20 protein-coding genes are annotated in these 16,411 nt (G+C 59.2%); 11 read left to right on the forward strand and 9 right to left on the reverse strand.

Going from position 1 to position 16,411, the window contains the following annotated elements:
• Positions 1-9: 9 nt before the first annotated feature.
• The 7 genes from raiA to E4O97_RS05130 form a co-directional block, all read right to left on the reverse strand.
• The gene (raiA, locus tag E4O97_RS05100; protein ID WP_003171804.1) at positions 10-315 is read right to left on the reverse strand and encodes a ribosome-associated translation inhibitor RaiA; all 306 of its coding nucleotides are present in this window, start codon (positions 313-315) and stop codon (positions 10-12) included.
• Between the two features lie 75 nt (positions 316-390).
• Positions 391-1,884, reverse strand: a complete 1,494-nt coding sequence (locus E4O97_RS05105; RefSeq protein ID WP_005784839.1) for an RNA polymerase factor sigma-54 — start codon at positions 1,882-1,884, stop codon at positions 391-393.
• A 183-nt stretch (positions 1,885-2,067) separates the two neighbouring features.
• Complete coding sequence (gene lptB, locus E4O97_RS05110; RefSeq protein ID WP_005784841.1) at positions 2,068-2,793, reverse strand: LPS export ABC transporter ATP-binding protein; 726 nt, start codon at positions 2,791-2,793, stop codon at positions 2,068-2,070.
• On the reverse strand, positions 2,793-3,326 hold the full coding sequence (lptA, locus tag E4O97_RS05115; RefSeq protein WP_057701587.1) for a lipopolysaccharide transport periplasmic protein LptA: 534 nt from the start codon (positions 3,324-3,326) through the stop codon (positions 2,793-2,795). The genes lptB and lptA overlap by 1 nt, the downstream gene beginning before the upstream one ends.
• Positions 3,313-3,885, reverse strand: coding sequence for an LPS export ABC transporter periplasmic protein LptC (lptC, locus tag E4O97_RS05120; RefSeq protein ID WP_057701586.1), 573 nt, complete (start codon positions 3,883-3,885; stop codon positions 3,313-3,315). The genes lptA and lptC overlap by 14 nt, the downstream gene beginning before the upstream one ends.
• An 8-nt stretch (positions 3,886-3,893) precedes the next feature.
• Positions 3,894-4,418 carry an HAD family hydrolase gene (locus E4O97_RS05125; RefSeq protein WP_005784847.1) on the reverse strand — a complete coding sequence of 175 codons (525 nt, stop codon included), beginning with the start codon at positions 4,416-4,418 and terminating at the stop codon, positions 3,894-3,896.
• Complete coding sequence (locus E4O97_RS05130; RefSeq protein ID WP_032877777.1) at positions 4,419-5,393, reverse strand: KpsF/GutQ family sugar-phosphate isomerase; 975 nt, start codon at positions 5,391-5,393, stop codon at positions 4,419-4,421.
• A gap of 298 nt (positions 5,394-5,691) precedes the next feature.
• On the opposite strand from E4O97_RS05130, the gene E4O97_RS05135 reads away from it, so the two are divergent.
• The 10 genes from E4O97_RS05135 to hisC all read left to right on the forward strand — a co-directional run bounded on the left by E4O97_RS05135 (position 5,692) and on the right by hisC (position 13,646).
• Entirely contained in the window at positions 5,692-6,501 is an 810-nt protein-coding gene (locus E4O97_RS05135; RefSeq protein ID WP_005784851.1) for an ATP-binding cassette domain-containing protein, read from the forward strand.
• Positions 6,501-7,298 (forward strand): lipid asymmetry maintenance ABC transporter permease subunit MlaE, encoded by a 798-nt coding sequence (mlaE, locus tag E4O97_RS05140; RefSeq protein WP_005784853.1) that lies wholly within the window; start codon positions 6,501-6,503, stop codon positions 7,296-7,298. Before E4O97_RS05135 ends, mlaE begins: the two co-directional genes overlap by 1 nt.
• Positions 7,298-7,765, forward strand: coding sequence for an outer membrane lipid asymmetry maintenance protein MlaD (gene mlaD, locus E4O97_RS05145; protein WP_005784855.1), 468 nt, complete (start codon positions 7,298-7,300; stop codon positions 7,763-7,765). The genes mlaE and mlaD overlap by 1 nt, the downstream gene beginning before the upstream one ends.
• 11 nt (positions 7,766-7,776) lie before the next feature.
• Positions 7,777-8,424 (forward strand): ABC transporter substrate-binding protein, encoded by a 648-nt coding sequence (locus E4O97_RS05150; protein ID WP_032877773.1) that lies wholly within the window; start codon positions 7,777-7,779, stop codon positions 8,422-8,424.
• On the forward strand, positions 8,421-8,726 hold the full coding sequence (locus E4O97_RS05155) for an STAS domain-containing protein (protein ID WP_216090751.1): 306 nt from the start codon (positions 8,421-8,423) through the stop codon (positions 8,724-8,726). Before E4O97_RS05150 ends, E4O97_RS05155 begins: the two co-directional genes overlap by 4 nt.
• Before the next feature lie 115 nt (positions 8,727-8,841).
• Entirely contained in the window at positions 8,842-9,081 is a 240-nt protein-coding gene (locus tag E4O97_RS05160; RefSeq protein WP_003188597.1) for a BolA family protein, read from the forward strand.
• Between the two features lie 23 nt (positions 9,082-9,104).
• Positions 9,105-10,370: a UDP-N-acetylglucosamine 1-carboxyvinyltransferase gene (murA, locus tag E4O97_RS05165; RefSeq protein ID WP_032877771.1), complete on the forward strand. Its 1,266-nt coding sequence runs from the start codon at positions 9,105-9,107 to the stop codon at positions 10,368-10,370.
• A 139-nt stretch (positions 10,371-10,509) separates the two neighbouring features.
• On the forward strand, positions 10,510-11,145 hold the full coding sequence (gene hisG, locus E4O97_RS05170; RefSeq protein WP_003188599.1) for an ATP phosphoribosyltransferase: 636 nt from the start codon (positions 10,510-10,512) through the stop codon (positions 11,143-11,145).
• A gap of 128 nt (positions 11,146-11,273) precedes the next feature.
• The gene (gene hisD, locus E4O97_RS05175; RefSeq protein ID WP_003188601.1) at positions 11,274-12,590 is read left to right on the forward strand and encodes a histidinol dehydrogenase; all 1,317 of its coding nucleotides are present in this window, start codon (positions 11,274-11,276) and stop codon (positions 12,588-12,590) included.
• Positions 12,591-12,593: 3 nt separating this feature from the next.
• Complete coding sequence (hisC, locus tag E4O97_RS05180) at positions 12,594-13,646, forward strand: histidinol-phosphate transaminase (protein ID WP_078820295.1); 1,053 nt, start codon at positions 12,594-12,596, stop codon at positions 13,644-13,646.
• 125 nt (positions 13,647-13,771) lie between these two features.
• On the opposite strand, the gene E4O97_RS05185 is transcribed toward hisC, so the two are convergent.
• Positions 13,772-15,046: a uracil-xanthine permease family protein gene (locus E4O97_RS05185; protein WP_005784866.1), complete on the reverse strand. Its 1,275-nt coding sequence runs from the start codon at positions 15,044-15,046 to the stop codon at positions 13,772-13,774.
• A gap of 2 nt (positions 15,047-15,048) precedes the next feature.
• Positions 15,049-15,687 carry a uracil phosphoribosyltransferase gene (gene upp, locus E4O97_RS05190; RefSeq protein ID WP_003188608.1) on the reverse strand — a complete coding sequence of 213 codons (639 nt, stop codon included), beginning with the start codon at positions 15,685-15,687 and terminating at the stop codon, positions 15,049-15,051.
• A gap of 164 nt (positions 15,688-15,851) precedes the next feature.
• Here upp and E4O97_RS05195 point away from each other — a divergent pair, with 164 nt between their 5' ends.
• Positions 15,852-16,409, forward strand: a complete 558-nt coding sequence (locus tag E4O97_RS05195; protein WP_005784869.1) for a hypoxanthine-guanine phosphoribosyltransferase — start codon at positions 15,852-15,854, stop codon at positions 16,407-16,409.
• Positions 16,410-16,411 lie beyond the last annotated feature (2 nt).

The raw sequence follows: 16,411 nt of genomic DNA on the forward strand, positions 1-16,411 counted from the left end.
GGGGGAGGGTTAACGACCTGTACCTTGCATCAGGTGCAGATTCTTTTCCTTATGCTTTATGAGTTGGCGGTCGAGCTTGTCGTAGAGCGAGTCAATCGCCGCGTACATGTCTTCGTGTTCCGCATTGGCGACGAGCTTGGCATTCGGTACGTGCAGGGTGGCCTCGATTTTCTGCTTGAGCTTATCGACCTCCATGATGACCTGCACGTTGGTGATCTTGTCAAAATGGCCCGCAAGCTTGTTCAGCTTGCTCTCGGTGTATTCACGCAGGGGCTTGGTGACTTCCAGCTGGTGTCCACTGATGTTGACTTGCATACAGCTTCTCCTTCGTTGCCAGTGCATAAAGCGGTGGGCAGGAATACCCACCACTGGAACGCTGTGGCCCGCCCGTCACATCAACCGCTTACGCTCGCTGGAAGGCGCGATCCCAAGGGACTCACGGTACTTGGCGACGGTTCGACGGGCGACCTGAATACCTTGTGCCTCCAGTAAACCAGCGATCTTGCTGTCACTCAACGGCTTTTTCTGATTTTCCGCGGCAACCAGTTTTTTGATGATCGCGCGGATCGCCGTGGACGAGCATTCGCCGCCTTCGGAGGTGCTGACGTGGCTGGAGAAAAAGTATTTCAGCTCATAAATACCGCGCGGGGTATGCATGAATTTTTGCGTGGTTACCCGGGAAATTGTCGATTCATGCATGCCTACCGCTTCGGCGATATCGTGCAGCACCAGAGGCTTCATGGCTTCGTCCCCGTATTCCAGGAACCCGCGCTGGTGCTCGACGATCTGGGTGGCGACTTTCATCAGGGTTTCGTTGCGGCTTTGCAGGCTCTTGATGAACCATCGCGCTTCCTGCAACTGGTTGCGCATGAAGGTATTGTCGGCGCTGGTATCGGCGCGGCGCACAAAACCTGCGTATTGCGGGTTGACCCGCAGCCGTGGCACCGATTCCTGGTTCAACTCCACCAGCCAGCGCTCGTTGTCCTTGCGCACGATCACGTCGGGAACCACGTATTCGGCTTCGCTGGATTCAATCTGCGAACCGGGGCGCGGGTTGAGGCTTTGCACCAACTCGATGACCTGGCGCAAGTCGTCTTCCTTGAGCTTCATGCGGCGCATCAACTGGCTATAGTCGCGGCTACCCAGCAGATCGATGTAGTCGCTGACCAGGCGCTGGGCCTCGGCGAGCCATGGCGTCTTGGCAGGCAACTGGCGCAGTTGCAGCAACAGGCACTCGCTGAGCGTGCGGGCGCCGATGCCGGCGGGCTCGAATTGCTGGATGCGGTGCAGGACGGCTTCGATTTCGTCCAGCTCGATGTCCAGTTCCGGGTCGAAGGCTTCGAGGATCTCGTCGAGGGTTTCGTCCAGGTAACCCTGGTTATTGATGCAATCGATGAGCGTAACCGCGATCAGGCGATCAGTGTCCGACATCGGCGCCAGGTTGAGTTGCCACAGCAAGTGGCTCTGCAGGCTCTCGCCGGCCGAGGTGCGGGTGGTGAAGTCCCACTCGTCATCATCATTGCTCGGCAGGCTGCTGGCGCTGGTCTGGTAAACGTCTTCCCATGCGGTATCCACGGGAAGCTCGTTGGGAATGCGTTCGTTCCATTCGCCTTCTTCCAGGTTGTCCACCGTAGGGGCGGTTTCCTGGTAGGAGGGTTCCTGCACGTCGGGATTGGGTTTTTGCTCGATGTTGTCGGCCAGTGGGTCGGCATTGTCGAAGTCGTCGCCTTCTTCCTGGCGTTCGAGCATCGGATTGGACTCCAGGGCCTCCTGGATTTCCTGCTGCAGGTCCAGGGTCGACAATTGGAGCAGGCGGATGGCCTGTTGCAGCTGCGGTGTCATCGTCAGCTGCTGGCCCATTCTCAGGACTAGCGATGGTTTCATGGCAGGGGCTTAACACCTTATTCGCCGGCGCAATGCGCCATCCACGACAGGGCGCGTGAGCGCCAACATAAGCAAATTATATGCCTGATATCAGGGCCTTTGCCTAGAGCGCGGTAACAATAAAAAAACCAAGGTTTCTATTGACTCCTGCGCGCTCCGGCGAAAGGCGTGATACCACTCCGTCTACAGGCGGAACTCGTGACCCAGATAAACTTCCTTGACCAGTTCATTGGCCAGGATGGTCTCGGCGTCGCCTTCAGCAATCAACTGACCATCGTTGACGATATAGGCGGTTTCACAGATATCCAGCGTCTCACGGACGTTGTGGTCGGTGATCAGCACGCCAATACCCTTGGCCTTGAGGTGGTGAATGATCTGCTTGATATCGCCGACCGAAATCGGGTCAACGCCGGCAAACGGCTCATCCAGCAGGATGAACTTCGGTGCGGTGGCCAGGGCGCGGGCGATTTCCACGCGGCGGCGCTCACCACCGGACAGGCTCATGCCGAGGTTGTCGCGAATATGGTTGATGTGGAACTCCTGCAACAGGCTTTCCAGCTCTTTGCGGCGGCCGTCGCGGTCGAGTTCCTTGCGGGTCTCGAGGATCGCCATGATGTTGTCGGCTACCGACAGTTTGCGGAAGATCGACGCTTCCTGGGGCAGATAACCAATGCCGGCGCGTGCACGACCGTGCATGGGCTGGTGGCTGACGTCCAGGTCGTCGATCAATACGCGACCCTGATCCGCCTGGACCAGCCCGACGATCATATAGAAGCAGGTGGTCTTGCCGGCACCGTTGGGGCCGAGCAAGCCGACGATCTGGCCGCTGTCGATCGACAGGCTGACATCACGTACCACCTGGCGGCTTTTATAGGCCTTGGCCAGATGCTGGGCTTTCAGGGTTGCCATTACTCGGCCTTCTTCTTCGGCTGGATAACCATGTCGATACGTGGACGAGGTGCGGTGACCTTGTTGCCATTGGCGCGACCGGCCTGAGCGACCTGGGTCTTGGTGTTGTAGACGATTTTCTCGCCTTCGGTCGAGTTACCGTCGGCGCTGAGCACTTTGGCCTGATCGATCAGTACGATGCGATTTTGCTGGGCATGGTATTGAATGGTCTTGCCGTAGCCTTTCATCGGGCCTGGGTCTTCTGCCTTTTGCTTCTGTTCGAAGTAAGCCAGGTTGCCCACCGAGGTCACGACATCGATATCGCCGGCCTGGGTACGCGTCAAGGTCACCGTATTACCGGTGATCTTCATCGAACCCTGGGTGATGATGACGCCGCCGGTGTAGGTGGCAACACCTTGCTTGTCATCGAGCTGCGCATCGTCAGCCGAGATGTGGATCGGTTGCTGGCTATCGTTCGGCAGAGCCCAGGCGCTCACGCTTCCCAGTGCTGCGCCCAGACCGAGCAAAATAGGGAGGGTTTTAACGAGCCTCATACTGTCCTCTTACGTTCGATAGCAGGTGTATCCTGCTTTCTTTCAAATACGCTTTCATTCCCTTGCCAGTCGATACACCGCCAGCGCCGTCGATTCTAACGTCTTGCTCGGTCTGCGCATATTGCTTCTGTGGGAATACCGTCATGCGACTGCTGGTAATGATGGTGTCGCGGTTCTGCGCGTCTGTACGTGCGACGCGGACCGAGTCGATCAGTTCAACTTCGGTGCCGTCCGGGTTGACCTCGCCACGCTTGCTGGTGACATGCCACGGGAATTCGGTGCCGCGATACAGGTTCAGGTCCGGATTGGTCAGCAGGCTGACTTCAGAGGCCTTCAAGTGCTCGACCTTGTCCGACGTCATTTCATACTGCACCTTGCCGTCTGGCAGGAACTGAATGCTGTAGGCGTTGGTGGCGTAATAGTCGATAACACCTTCGTCAACCTGCGCAACAGGCTTGTCGAGAAAGCGCTCCGGGCTGATATTCCAGTAGCCCACCGCCAGGAACAGCGCGGCAATGACCCCGAATAGCAGGAAGTTGCGAATCTTTTTGCTCAGCATATAACGCTCTATAGGTAGGCGGCGTGGGCCGCTTCAAGGCTGCCCTGGGCACGCAGGATCAACTCGCAGAACTCGCGGGCAGCACCTTCGCCGCCACGGGCGGTGGTGATGCCATGGGCGTGTTCGCGCACAAACGCCGCGGCATTCGCGACCGCCATGCCCAGGCCCACCCGGCGAATCACCGGCAGGTCGGGCAGGTCATCACCCAGATAGGCGACTTGTTCATAGCTTAGGTTGAGTTGGCCAAGAAGCTCGTCCAGCACCACCAGTTTATCCTCGCGGCCCTGATACAGGTGAGCAATTCCGAGGTTTTGTGCGCGGCGTTCCACAACCGGCGTCTTTCGACCACTGATAATCGCCGTTTGCACACCCGCCGCCATCAACATCTTGATGCCCTGGCCATCGAGCGTATTGAATGTCTTGAATTCGCTGCCGTCTTCGAGAAAGTACAGGCGGCCGTCGGTCAGCACGCCGTCAACGTCGAAAATCGCCAGCTTGATGTTTTTACCGCGTTGCAACAGATCGCTGGTCATTTACATCACTCCTGCGCGCAGCAAGTCGCCAAGGTTAAGGGCTCCGATCGGTCGATCATCGTTATCGACGACGATCAGCGCGCCGATCCGGTGGTCTTCCATGATTTTCAGCGCTTCAGCCGCGAGCATTTCAGCGCGGGCGGTCTTGCCGTGGGGTGTCATCACCGCGTCGATGGTGGCGGTGTGAATATCAATGGTGCGGTCCAGGGTGCGGCGCAGATCACCGTCGGTGAATATCCCGGCCAAGCGTCCGTCGGTCTCCAGGATTGCCGTCATGCCGAGGCCCTTGCGGGTCATTTCCATCAGCGCATCCCTGAGCAGGGTACCGCGTGGAACGCTTGGCAGTTCGGCGCCCGAATGCATGACATTTTCCACTTTCAGCAGCAAGCGACGCCCGAGGGCACCGCCTGGATGGGAAAATGCGAAGTCTTCTGCGGTAAACCCGCGGGCCTCCAGCAGCGCCACCGCCAGGGCATCGCCCATGACCAGTGCGGCGGTGGTGGAGGAAGTCGGTGCCAGGTTCAACGGGCAGGCCTCATGGGCCACGTGCACGTTGAGGTTGACGTCGGCGGCCTTGGCCAGGGTCGATTCCGGGTTGCCCGTGAGGCTGATCATCTGGATGCCCAGGCGCTTGATCAACGGCAACAGGGTCACGATTTCGTTGGTGGTGCCGGAATTGGACAGCGCCAGAATCACGTCATCCTTGGTGATCATGCCCATGTCGCCGTGGCTGGCTTCGGCCGGATGCACGAAAAAAGCGGTGGTCCCGGTGCTTGCCAGGGTGGCGGCGATCTTGTTGCCGATGTGGCCGGATTTACCCATGCCGACCACGACAACGCGGCCCTTGCTGGCCAGGATCATCTCGCAGGCGCGCACGAAATCCGCGTTGATATGGGCCAGCAAGCCTTCTACGGCTTCAAGCTCTAGGCGGATGGTGCGTTGTGCGGATTGAACAAGTTCGCTGGATTGGCTCATGTCTGAAATCGTATAGCCTGACGAAAAGGCGGCGATTATAGCGGTAATGATCAATTCCCTCACGTAAGTTCGTCAGGCTTTGTGCGCGAAGTTCCAGCCAATCACCTTCGGTAACGGTTATTCCCTGTCCTAAATCTGAACGAGCGCTGTTCCGGCCTTGGGGGCGCCGCACCAGCGGTGATATAGTTCGCCGCCAGTTCGGTCCGCCTAACCCATGTGCCTAATTATTGCGCATCCGTTGCAAACCAAAGTCGCACACATGGTGTCTGAGTGAAAGGCTGCATCCCAAGGAGATTAGATGAGTGCCGATAACGCCTACGCGGTCGAGCTGAAGGGCCTTACCTTCAAGCGCGGTTCGCGCAGCATCTTCAATAACGTCGATATTCGCATTCCTCGCGGCAAGGTCACGGGCATCATGGGGCCTTCCGGTTGCGGCAAGACCACCCTGTTACGCCTGATGGGCATGCAATTGCGCCCCAGTGCCGGCGAAGTGTGGGTCAACGGCCAGAACCTGCCGACGCTGTCGCGCAGCGATCTGTTCGATGCGCGCAAGCATATGGGCGTGCTGTTCCAGAGCGGCGCGCTGTTTACCGACCTCGATGTTTTCGAAAACGTGGCGTTCCCGCTGCGGGTACATACCCAGCTGTCCGATGAAATGATTCGTGACATTGTGTTGCTGAAGCTGCAGGCCGTTGGCCTTCGCGGTGCCATCGACCTGATGCCGGACGAATTGTCCGGCGGTATGAAGCGCCGTGTCGCCCTGGCGCGGGCCATTGCCCTCGACCCGCAGATCCTTATGTACGACGAGCCATTCGTGGGGCAGGACCCGATCGCCATGGGTGTGCTGGTGCGTCTGATCCGCCTGCTCAATGATGCATTGGGTATCACCAGCATTGTGGTCTCCCACGATCTGGCCGAAACCGCGAGCATCGCCGACTACCTGTATGTAGTGGGTGATGGCCAAGTGCTGGGGCAGGGTACGCCTGAAGAGCTGATGAACGCCGATAACCCGCGTATCCGCCAATTCATGACCGGCGATCCCGATGGCCCGGTGCCTTTTCACTTTCCGGCAGCGGACTACCGCTCAGATCTTCTGGGGAAGCGCTGATGCGCAAGACATCTCTTATCGAAAAGGTTCGCCTTTTCGGTCGCTCGGGCATCGACATCATCGAAGTCCTGGGGCGTTCGACCATTTTCCTGTTCCACGCCTTGCTGGGCCGCGGCGGCATCGGCGGGGGCTTCGGCCTGCTGCTCAAGCAGCTGCACGCAGTGGGTGTGATGTCCCTGGTGATCATTGTGGTCTCCGGGGTGTTCATCGGCATGGTGCTGGCGCTGCAGGGCTTCAACATCCTGTCCAGCTACGGCTCGGAGCAGGCGGTAGGCCAGATGGTGGCCTTGACCCTGCTGCGTGAGCTCGGCCCGGTGGTCACTGCCTTGCTGTTCGCGGGGCGTGCAGGTTCGGCGCTGACCGCCGAAATCGGCAACATGAAGTCCACCGAGCAACTGTCCAGCCTGGAAATGATCGGTGTGGACCCGCTCAAGTACATTGTTGCCCCGCGCCTGTGGGCCGGCTTCATTTCCCTGCCATTGCTGGCGATGATTTTCAGCGTGGTGGGTATCTGGGGCGGTTCGTGGGTGGCGGTTGACTGGTTGGGCGTCTATGACGGTTCCTACTGGGCCAACATGCAAAACAGCGTGACCTTCACCGGTGACGTGCTCAACGGCATCATAAAGAGCATTGTCTTTGCCTTTGTGGTGACGTGGATTGCCGTATTCCAAGGCTATGACTGCGAGCCCACCTCAGAAGGGATCAGTCGTGCCACTACCAAGACCGTTGTGTACGCCTCGCTGGCGGTACTGGGCCTTGACTTCATTTTGACCGCCTTGATGTTTGGAGATTTCTGATGCAAAACCGCACTGTGGAGATCGGTGTCGGCCTTTTCTTGCTGGCTGGCATCCTGGCTTTACTGTTGTTGGCCCTGCGAGTCAGCGGCCTGTCGGCCAGCCCCACCGCCGATACCTATAAACTTTACGCGTATTTCGACAATATCGCCGGTTTGACGGTCAGAGCCAAAGTGACCATGGCCGGCGTTACAATCGGCAAGGTCACGGCAATCGATCTGGACCGCGACAGCTTCACCGGGCGAGTGACCATGCAGGTGGACAAGAAGGTAGATAACCTGCCGACCGACTCCACGGCATCTATCCTCACTGCGGGGCTGCTTGGCGAGAAATACATCGGTGTCAGCGTGGGCGGGGAAACAGCCTTGCTCAAGGATGGCTCTACAATCCACGACACACAGTCGTCGTTGGTACTTGAAGACCTGATCGGTAAATTCCTGCTCAATACGGTCAATAAAGACGCTAAATGAGGAATCTGTTCATGATCTCTACCTTGCGACGTGGCCTGCTGGTACTGCTTGCAGCGTTGCCGCTGATGGCCAATGCGGCAGGTTCTGCGCACGATTTGGTGCAGGACACGACCAGCAGGATGCTGGCCGACCTGAAGGCCAACAAAGAGCAGTACAAGCAAGACCCTTCCAGGTTCTACGAAGCACTCAACACGATTGTTGGCCCGGTGGTCGATGCCGAAGGTATTTCCAAAAGCATCATGACGGTCAAGTATTCGCGCAAGGCAACCCCGGCGCAGATGCAGACGTTCCAGGAAAACTTCAAGCGTGGTCTGTTCCAGTTTTACGGCAACGCTCTGCTGGAATACAACAACCAGGGCATCGTCGTTGACCCTGCCAGGGAGGAGTCGGGCGACCGTGCCGAGGTCGGGATGAAAGTCTCGGGCAGCAATGGCGCGATCTATCCGGTGTCCTACACCCTGACGAAAATCAACGGTGAATGGAAGCTGCGCAACGTGGTCATCAACGGCATCAACATCGGCAAGCTGTTCCGTGACCAGTTCGCCGATGCGATGCAGCGCAATGGCAATAACCTGGACAAGACCATCAATGGTTGGGCCGGTGAAGTGGCCAAGGCCAAGGAAGAAACCGACAAAGCTGCCGGGAAGCCTGCGCAATGACCGAGGCGGCTGTTCGTATCGGCGACGCCGGCGAGCTGTTGCTCAGCGGCGTGCTCGATTACCGTACCGGGCCTGACCTGCGCAAGCAGGGCCAGGCGCTGATCAAGGCCAGCAAGGCGCCCGAAGTGGTACTCGATTGCTCGGCGGTGACCAAGTCCAGCAGTGTCGGCCTGTCGTTGCTGCTGTGCTTCATGCGCGATGCCGAAGCGGCAAAAAAGCCGCTCAGTATCCGTGCCTTGCCTGAGGACATGCGCGAGATTGCCGAGGTTTCCGGCCTGACCGAGCTGTTGGCACACCCTTAATACACATTTATCAGAAAAGCCCCCCGTCAGAGTCCTGCTATGCGGGGTTCGCAGGCGCGGGGCTTTTTTGTATGATGTGCGACCCGTGCGCACTGGGCGCCGATAGAGGTTGAGCATGCAGGCCCTAGAAGTTAAGAGCTTCCTTGAAGGAAAGCTGCCGGAAACGACTGTTGAAGTTGAAGGCGAAGGCTGCAATTTCCAGCTGAACGTGATTAGCGATGAACTGGCGGCATTGAGCCCGGTCAAGCGTCAGCAGCAGATCTATGCCCATTTGAACCCATGGATCACCGATGGCAGCATCCATGCGGTCACTATGAAATTTTTCAGCCGCGCGGCCTGGGCCGAGCGCACCTGAGCCCCCAAGGCGTCGAGATTCTTATGGATAAATTGATTATTACCGGTGGTGCCCGCCTTGATGGCGAGATCCGCATTTCCGGTGCGAAAAACTCCGCCTTGCCGATCCTGGCAGCGACCCTGCTGTGCGATGGCCCGGTGACTGTAGCCAACCTGCCGCACCTGCACGACATTACCACCATGATCGAGCTGTTCGGCCGCATGGGCATTGAGCCGGTGATCGACGAGAAGCTGGCCGTCGAAATCGACCCGCGCACCATCAAGACCCTGATCGCCCCGTACGAACTGGTGAAAACCATGCGCGCGTCGATCCTGGTGCTGGGCCCGATGGTTGCTCGTTTCGGCGAAGCCGAGGTGGCCTTGCCTGGCGGTTGCGCCATTGGTTCGCGTCCGGTCGACCTGCACATCCGTGGCCTTGAGGCCATGGGCGCAGTCATCGACGTCGAAGGCGGCTACATCAAGGCCAAGGCGCCGGAAGGCGGCCTGCGTGGCGCGAACTTCTTCTTTGATACCGTCAGTGTGACCGGTACCGAAAACATCATGATGGCCGCTGCCCTGGCCAACGGCCGCAGCGTGCTGCAAAACGCTGCGCGTGAGCCGGAAGTGGTCGACCTGGCCAATTTCCTGAACGCCATGGGCGCGAAGGTTTCCGGTGCTGGCACTGACACCATCACTATTGATGGTGTAAAGCGTCTGCACACCGCCACCTACAAAGTCATGCCTGACCGCATCGAGACCGGTACCTACCTGGTTGCCGCTGCCGTGACCGGTGGCCGCGTGAAGGTCAAGGACACCGATCCGACCATCCTTGAAGCCGTCCTGGAAAAACTCAAGGAAGCCGGCGCAGAGATCACCACCGGCGAAGACTGGATCGAGCTGAACATGCACGGCAAGCGGCCAAAAGCCGTCAACGTGCGTACCGCTCCATACCCGGCGTTCCCGACCGACATGCAAGCGCAGTTCATCTCCCTGAACGCCATTGCCGAAGGCACCGGTGCCGTGATCGAGACCATCTTCGAAAACCGCTTCATGCACGTGTACGAACTGCACCGCATGGGCGCCAAGATCCAGGTCGAAGGCAACACGGCCATCGTCACCGGCATCGACAAGCTCAAGGGCGCGCCAGTAATGGCTACCGACCTGCGTGCTTCCGCCAGCCTGGTAATCTCGGCACTGTGCGCCGAAGGCGACACCCTGATCGACCGCATCTACCACATAGACCGTGGCTACGAGTGCATCGAAGAAAAACTGCAGATGCTCGGCGCTAAAATCCGCCGCGTACCGGGCTAACCCCCCACTGCCCTGTAGGGGTGAGCAAGCTCGCTCCTACACACTGGTTTGTTTCAAATCGAGGCTGTCATGGCCTTGATCTGTGTCTGGCACTGTTTGTGACCGGACAGCAATAGCCTGATGAAGGACTGACGTTCCCATGTTGACCATCGCACTGTCCAAGGGCCGCATCCTTGACGACACGTTGCCGCTTCTGGCTGAAGCGGGCATCGTGCCGACCGAGAATCCGGACAAGAGCCGCAAGCTGATCATCCCCACGACCCAGGACGATGTTCGCCTGCTGATCGTGCGGGCTACCGACGTGCCGACCTACGTTGAACATGGTGCCGCCGACCTCGGTGTCGCGGGTAAGGATGTGCTGATGGAATACGGTGGCCAGGGCTTATATGAGCCACTGGACCTGCGTATCGCGCTGTGCAAGTTGATGACCGCTGGCCGTGTCGGTGATGTCGAGCCCAAGGGCCGTCTGCGAGTGGCGACCAAGTTCGTCAACGTCGCCAAGCGCTACTACGCCGAACAGGGCCGCCAGGTCGATATCATCAAGCTCTACGGCTCGATGGAGCTGGCACCGCTGATCGGCCTGGCCGACAAGATCATCGACGTGGTCGACACCGGCAACACCCTGCGCGCCAACGGTTTGGAGCCACAGGATTTCATCGCCGACATCAGCTCTCGCCTGATCGTCAACAAAGCTTCTATGAAGATGCAACACGCCCGTATCCAGGCGTTGATCGACACCCTGCGCAAGGCAGTGGAGTCTCGACACCGCGGTTGACTCACCCGCGTAGCCCAAAGGCTGCGCCCGTCTATCCGCCTCATAGCCAGAATTCTCAGGTGCCCAAGCGGAAACGACTGCTAGTTTAGGGCGCCTGAGTTTTTGCCAATTCTATTGAGGCCCTCGCTATGACCACGTCCACTGCAATTGCCCGACTCAACGCTGCCGACCCGGATTTCGCCCATCATCTGGATCATCTGCTGAGCTGGGAAAGCGTGTCCGACGATTCGGTCAACCAGCGGGTGCTCGACATTATCAAGGCCGTGCGCGAGCGCGGTGATGCGGCGCTGGTGGACTTCACCCGTCAGTTCGACGGCCTGGACGTCAAGTCGATGGCGGACCTGATCCTGCCCCGCGAGCGCCTTGAGCTGGCCCTGACGCGTATCACCGCGCCCCAGCGCGAAGCCCTGGAAGTCGCAGCGGCGCGGGTACGCAGCTACCACGAAAAGCAGAAGCAGGACTCCTGGAGCTACACCGAAGCCGATGGCACCGTACTGGGCCAGAAGGTCACGCCGTTGGACCGTGCCGGCCTTTACGTGCCGGGCGGTAAAGCCTCTTATCCGTCGTCCGTGTTAATGAACGCGATTCCGGCCAAAGTGGCGGGCGTCACTGAAGTGGTCATGGTGGTGCCGACCCCTCGTGGTGAAATCAACGAGCTGGTGCTGGCTGCCGCCTGCATCGCGGGTGTCGACCGCGTGTTCACCATCGGTGGCGCCCAGGCCGTCGCGGCCTTGGCCTATGGCACCGAAAGCGTGCCGAAGGTCGACAAGGTTGTTGGCCCAGGCAACATCTACGTCGCCACCGCCAAGCGCCATGTGTTCGGCCAGGTCGGCATCGACATGATCGCCGGCCCTTCGGAAATTCTGGTGGTGTGTGACGGCCAGACCGATCCGGACTGGATCGCCATGGACCTGTTCTCCCAGGCTGAGCACGACGAAGATGCCCAGGCGATCCTGGTCAGCCCCGATGCCGAGTTCCTCGACAAGGTCGCCGCCAGCATCAATAAGCTGCTGCCGACCATGGAGCGTGCCGAAATCATCGAGAAGTCGATCAATGGCCGCGGCGCACTGATTCTGGTGCGTGATATGGAGCAAGCCATCGAAGTGGCCAACCGCATCGCGCCGGAACACCTGGAGCTGTCCGTAGCGGACCCGCAAGCCTGGTTGCCGTCGATTCGTCACGCCGGTGCGATCTTCATGGGGCGTCACACCAGCGAAGCCCTGGGCGACTACTGCGCCGGGCCTAACCACGTGTTGCCGACCTCCGGCACTGCGCGTTTTTCATCGCCGCTGGGGGTGTACGACTTCCAGAAGCGTTCGTCGATTATCTTCTGCTCGCCACAAGGTGCTTCCGAGCTGGGCAAGACTGCCTCGGTGCTGGCCCGTGGTGAATCCCTCAGCGCTCACGCACGCAGCGCTGAATACCGCATCGTCAAGGGAGAGTAAGGCATGAGCAAATTCTGGAGCCCTTTCGTCAAGGACCTTGTGCCTTACGTACCCGGTGAGCAACCGAAGCTGACCAAGCTGGTCAAGCTCAACACCAACGAAAACCCATACGGCCCATCGCCCAAGGCATTGGCAGCGATGCAGGCCGAGTTGAACGACAACTTGCGTCTGTACCCGGACCCCAACAGCGACCTGCTTAAACAGGCAGTGGCCAGGTATTACGGAATCGACGCCGGGAAGGTATTCCTGGGCAACGGTTCCGATGAAGTCCTGGCGCACATCTTTCATGGCCTGTTCCAGCACGATCTGCCACTGCTGTTCCCGGATATCAGCTACAGCTTTTACCCCGTGTACTGTGGCCTCTACGGCATCAAGTACGACGCGCTGGCGTTGGACGAGCAGTTCCAGATTCGCGCATCTGACTATGCCAGGCCCAACGGCGGGATCATCTTCCCCAACCCTAACGCACCCACCGGCTGCGTACTGGCGCTGGATGCGGTGGAGCAGATCCTCAAGGCCAGCCCGGATTCGGTGGTGGTGGTCGACGAAGCCTACATCGACTTCGGTGGCGAAACCGCCATCAGCCTGGTGGACCGTTACCCGAACCTGCTGGTGACCCAGACCCTGTCCAAATCGCGCTCACTGGCCGGTTTGCGTGTGGGCCTGGCCGTGGGGCATCCGGACCTGATCGAGGCGCTGGAGCGGGTCAAGAACAGCTTCAACTCCTACCCGCTGGATCGCCTGGCGATTGTTGGCGCGGCGGCGGCGTTCGAAGACCGTGAATACTTCGAGCAGACCTGCCAGATGGTGATCGACAGCCGCAACAAGGTGGTCGCGCAACTGGAAGGCAAAGGGTTTGAAGTGTTGCCCTCGGCGGCGAACTTCATCTTTGCGCGCCACCCACGGCATGACGCTGCTGGATTGGCAGCCAAGTTGCGTGAGCAGGGGGTTATCGTGCGGCACTTCAAGCAGGAGCGGATTGCCCAGTTCCTGCGGATCAGTATCGGTACGCCTGAGCAGAACCAGGCGCTGATTGATGGGCTCGGCGAGCTCTAAGCCACACAGAAACCAAATGTGGGAGGGGGCTTGCTCCCGATAGCGGAGTGTCAGTCAACAGTTGTATTGACTGAGACACTGCCATCGGGAGCAAGCCCCCTCCCACATTGGTTTTGTGTCGATGGTTAGATCAGCGGCTCATCCGGCTTCTTGTTCTTCCAGCCATCATTGCCCGGCAGCAACAGGTTCAAACCAATCGCCACCACGGCACACAGGGCGATGCCCTTGAGGCCGAAATCGTCCGGGCCGGTGCCGGTGCCGACCAGCACACCGCCAATCCCGAATACCAGGGTTACCGACACAATCACCAGGTTGCGTGCTTCACCCAGGTCGATCCTGTGGCGAATCAGCGTGTTCATCCCCACCGCGGCAATCGAGCCGAACAGCAGGCACAGAATCCCGCCCATCACTGGCACGGGGATGCTCTGCAGCAGTGCGCCGAACTTGCCGATAAACGCCAGGCTGATGGCAAACACTGCCGCCCAGGTCATGATTTTCGGGTTGTAGTTCTTGGTCAGCATCACTGCGCCGGTCACCTCGGCGTAGGTGGTGTTCGGCGGGCCGCCAAACATGCCGGCAGCCGTAGTGGCGATACCGTCACCCAGCAAGGTGCGGTGCAGGCCGGGCTTTTTCAGGTAGTCGCGACCGGTCACGCTGCCCACCGCAATCACACCGCCGATATGTTCGATCGCCGGGGCCAGGGCCACCGGGACGATAAACAGGATCGCCTGCCAGTTGAACTCCGGCGCGGTAAAGTGGGGCAGGGCGAACCACGGCGCAGCCGCGATCTTTGCGGTGTCGACCACGCCAAAATAGAACGACATGGCAAAACCCACCAGTACGCCGGAGATGATCGGCACCAGGCGGAAAATGCCTTTGCCGAACACGGCCACGATCAAGGTGGTCAGCAGTGCGGGCATCGAGATCAGCATCGCCGTCTGGTAATGAATCAACTCGGCACCGTCGCCGGACTTGCCCATGGCCATATTGGCGGCAATCGGTGCCATGGCCAGGCCGATCGAGATGATCACCGGGCCGATGACCACCGGTGGCAGCAGCCGATCGATAAAGCCGGTGCCCTTGACCTTCACGGCCAGGCCCAGGAACGTATAGACGAAACCGGCCGCCATCACCCCGCCCATGGTCGCCGCCAGGCCGAACTGGCCTTTGGCGAGGATGATCGGTGTGATAAACGCGAAGCTCGATGCCAAAAATACCGGCACCTGCCGCCCTGTCACCACCTGGAACAGCAATGTGCCCAGGCCGGCGGTGAACAGTGCGACGTTTGGATCAAGACCTGTGATCAGCGGCATCAACACCAGCGCGCCAAATGCTACGAAGAGCATCTGTGCGCCAGACAGGATCTGGCGCCAAAGCGGGTCGTTGAATTCATCCTGCATGTTCACGCGTCCTTCTGCTTGGTGCCGAAGATCTTGTCACCGGCATCGCCAAGGCCTGGGATGATGTAGCCGTGTTCATTCAGGCGCTCATCAATGGATGCGGTGTAGATCTGCACATCCGGATGGGCTTTCTCGACGGCGGCGATGCCTTCGGGCGCGGCCACCAGCACCATGGCACGGATGTCCCGGCAGCCGGCTTTTTTCAGCAGGTCGATGGTCGCGACCATGGAGCTACCGGTGGCGAGCATCGGGTCGATGATCATGGCCAGGCGCTCGTTGATTTCCGGAACGAGCTTCTCCAGGTAGGTGTGGGCCTGCAGTGTTTCTTCATTGCGGGCAACGCCCACGGCGCTGACCTTGGCGCCCGGGATCAGGCTGAGTACACCTTCGAGCATGCCGATACCGGCGCGCAGGATAGGGACGACGGTAATTTTCTTACCGGCGATTTTTTCCACTTGTACGGGACCGGCCCAACCGGGGATCTCGTAGGTTTCCAGGGGTAAATCCTTGGTGGCTTCGTAAGTCAGCAGCGCTCCGACTTCCTGAGCAAGCTCACGGAAATTCTTCGTGCTAATGTCGGCACGGCGCATAAGGCCGAGTTTGTGTCGGATCAGCGGGTGGCGGATCTCGCGAGTGGGCATGGGAAAGGCTCCGGCGGCGGGCAAAAAAACCGGCCTAGATTAATCTATCCGAGAGTGTTGTCCTATAGACATCAAGTACGTTAGTCCATAAAGGCTTGATTGGAGCGCACGAGAAGCGTACCTTCGCCCGCTTTTCTTGCCACAGCACCCCCTTGGAGAGCGCCATGTCTGCTGATCTCGAGCATATCCGTCAAATCATGCACGAGGCTGACTGCCTGTACACCGAAGCGCAGGTCGAAGCAGCAATCGCCAAGGTCGGCGAGCACATCACCCGCGAAATGGCCGACACCAACCCGGTGGTCTTTTGTGTGATGAACGGTGGCCTGATCTTCGCCGGTAAATTGCTCACCCACCTGCAATTCCCACTGGAAGCCTCTTACCTGCACGCCACCCGTTATCGCAACGAAACCAGCGGCGGCGATCTGTTCTGGAAGGCCAAGCCGGAAGTTTCGTTCATTGACCGCGATGTGCTGATCATCGATGACATCCTCGATGAAGGTCATACCCTGGGCGCGATCATCGATTTCTGCAAACATGCCGGCGCGCGCAAAGTGCATACCGCTGTGTTGATCGATAAAGACCACGACCGCAAGGCCCGCCCTGAATTGAAAGCCGATTTTGTTGGGCTGCCTTGCGTCGACCGCTATATCTTCGGGTATGGCATGGACTACAAAGGCTACTGGCGTAACGCCAATGGCATCTTTGCCGTTAAAGGAATGTAATC

It is taken from the genome of Pseudomonas sp. W15Feb34 (assembly GCF_023127765.1).
Taxonomy (GTDB): Bacteria; Pseudomonadota; Gammaproteobacteria; order Pseudomonadales; family Pseudomonadaceae; genus Aquipseudomonas; species Aquipseudomonas synxantha_A.

Excerpts from the sequence above, each read along its gene's own strand:
- lptB (WP_005784841.1), bottom strand. The coding sequence starts at position 2,793 with ATGGCAACCCTGAAAGCCCAGCATCTGGCCAAGGCCTATAAAAGCCGC.
- E4O97_RS05150 (WP_032877773.1), top strand. The coding sequence starts at position 7,777 with ATGATCTCTACCTTGCGACGTGGCCTGCTGGTACTGCTTGCAGCGTTG.
- hisC (WP_078820295.1), top strand. The coding sequence starts at position 12,594 with ATGAGCAAATTCTGGAGCCCTTTCGTCAAGGACCTTGTGCCTTACGTA.
- mlaD (WP_005784855.1), top strand. The coding sequence starts at position 7,298 with ATGCAAAACCGCACTGTGGAGATCGGTGTCGGCCTTTTCTTGCTGGCT.
- E4O97_RS05160 (WP_003188597.1), top strand. The coding sequence starts at position 8,842 with ATGCAGGCCCTAGAAGTTAAGAGCTTCCTTGAAGGAAAGCTGCCGGAA.
- hisD (WP_003188601.1), top strand. The coding sequence starts at position 11,274 with ATGACCACGTCCACTGCAATTGCCCGACTCAACGCTGCCGACCCGGAT.
- E4O97_RS05125 (WP_005784847.1), bottom strand. The coding sequence starts at position 4,418 with ATGACCAGCGATCTGTTGCAACGCGGTAAAAACATCAAGCTGGCGATT.
- hisG (WP_003188599.1), top strand. The coding sequence starts at position 10,510 with ATGTTGACCATCGCACTGTCCAAGGGCCGCATCCTTGACGACACGTTG.
- E4O97_RS05195 (WP_005784869.1), top strand. The coding sequence starts at position 15,852 with ATGTCTGCTGATCTCGAGCATATCCGTCAAATCATGCACGAGGCTGAC.
- E4O97_RS05185 (WP_005784866.1), bottom strand. The coding sequence starts at position 15,046 with ATGCAGGATGAATTCAACGACCCGCTTTGGCGCCAGATCCTGTCTGGC.
- murA (WP_032877771.1), top strand. The coding sequence starts at position 9,105 with ATGGATAAATTGATTATTACCGGTGGTGCCCGCCTTGATGGCGAGATC.
- E4O97_RS05130 (WP_032877777.1), bottom strand. The coding sequence starts at position 5,393 with ATGAGCCAATCCAGCGAACTTGTTCAATCCGCACAACGCACCATCCGC.
- raiA (WP_003171804.1), bottom strand. The coding sequence starts at position 315 with ATGCAAGTCAACATCAGTGGACACCAGCTGGAAGTCACCAAGCCCCTG.
- E4O97_RS05105 (WP_005784839.1), bottom strand. The coding sequence starts at position 1,884 with ATGAAACCATCGCTAGTCCTGAGAATGGGCCAGCAGCTGACGATGACA.
- E4O97_RS05155 (WP_216090751.1), top strand. The coding sequence starts at position 8,421 with ATGACCGAGGCGGCTGTTCGTATCGGCGACGCCGGCGAGCTGTTGCTC.
- lptC (WP_057701586.1), bottom strand. The coding sequence starts at position 3,885 with ATGCTGAGCAAAAAGATTCGCAACTTCCTGCTATTCGGGGTCATTGCC.
- upp (WP_003188608.1), bottom strand. The coding sequence starts at position 15,687 with ATGCCCACTCGCGAGATCCGCCACCCGCTGATCCGACACAAACTCGGC.
- lptA (WP_057701587.1), bottom strand. The coding sequence starts at position 3,326 with ATGAGGCTCGTTAAAACCCTCCCTATTTTGCTCGGTCTGGGCGCAGCA.
- E4O97_RS05135 (WP_005784851.1), top strand. The coding sequence starts at position 5,692 with ATGAGTGCCGATAACGCCTACGCGGTCGAGCTGAAGGGCCTTACCTTC.
- mlaE (WP_005784853.1), top strand. The coding sequence starts at position 6,501 with ATGCGCAAGACATCTCTTATCGAAAAGGTTCGCCTTTTCGGTCGCTCG.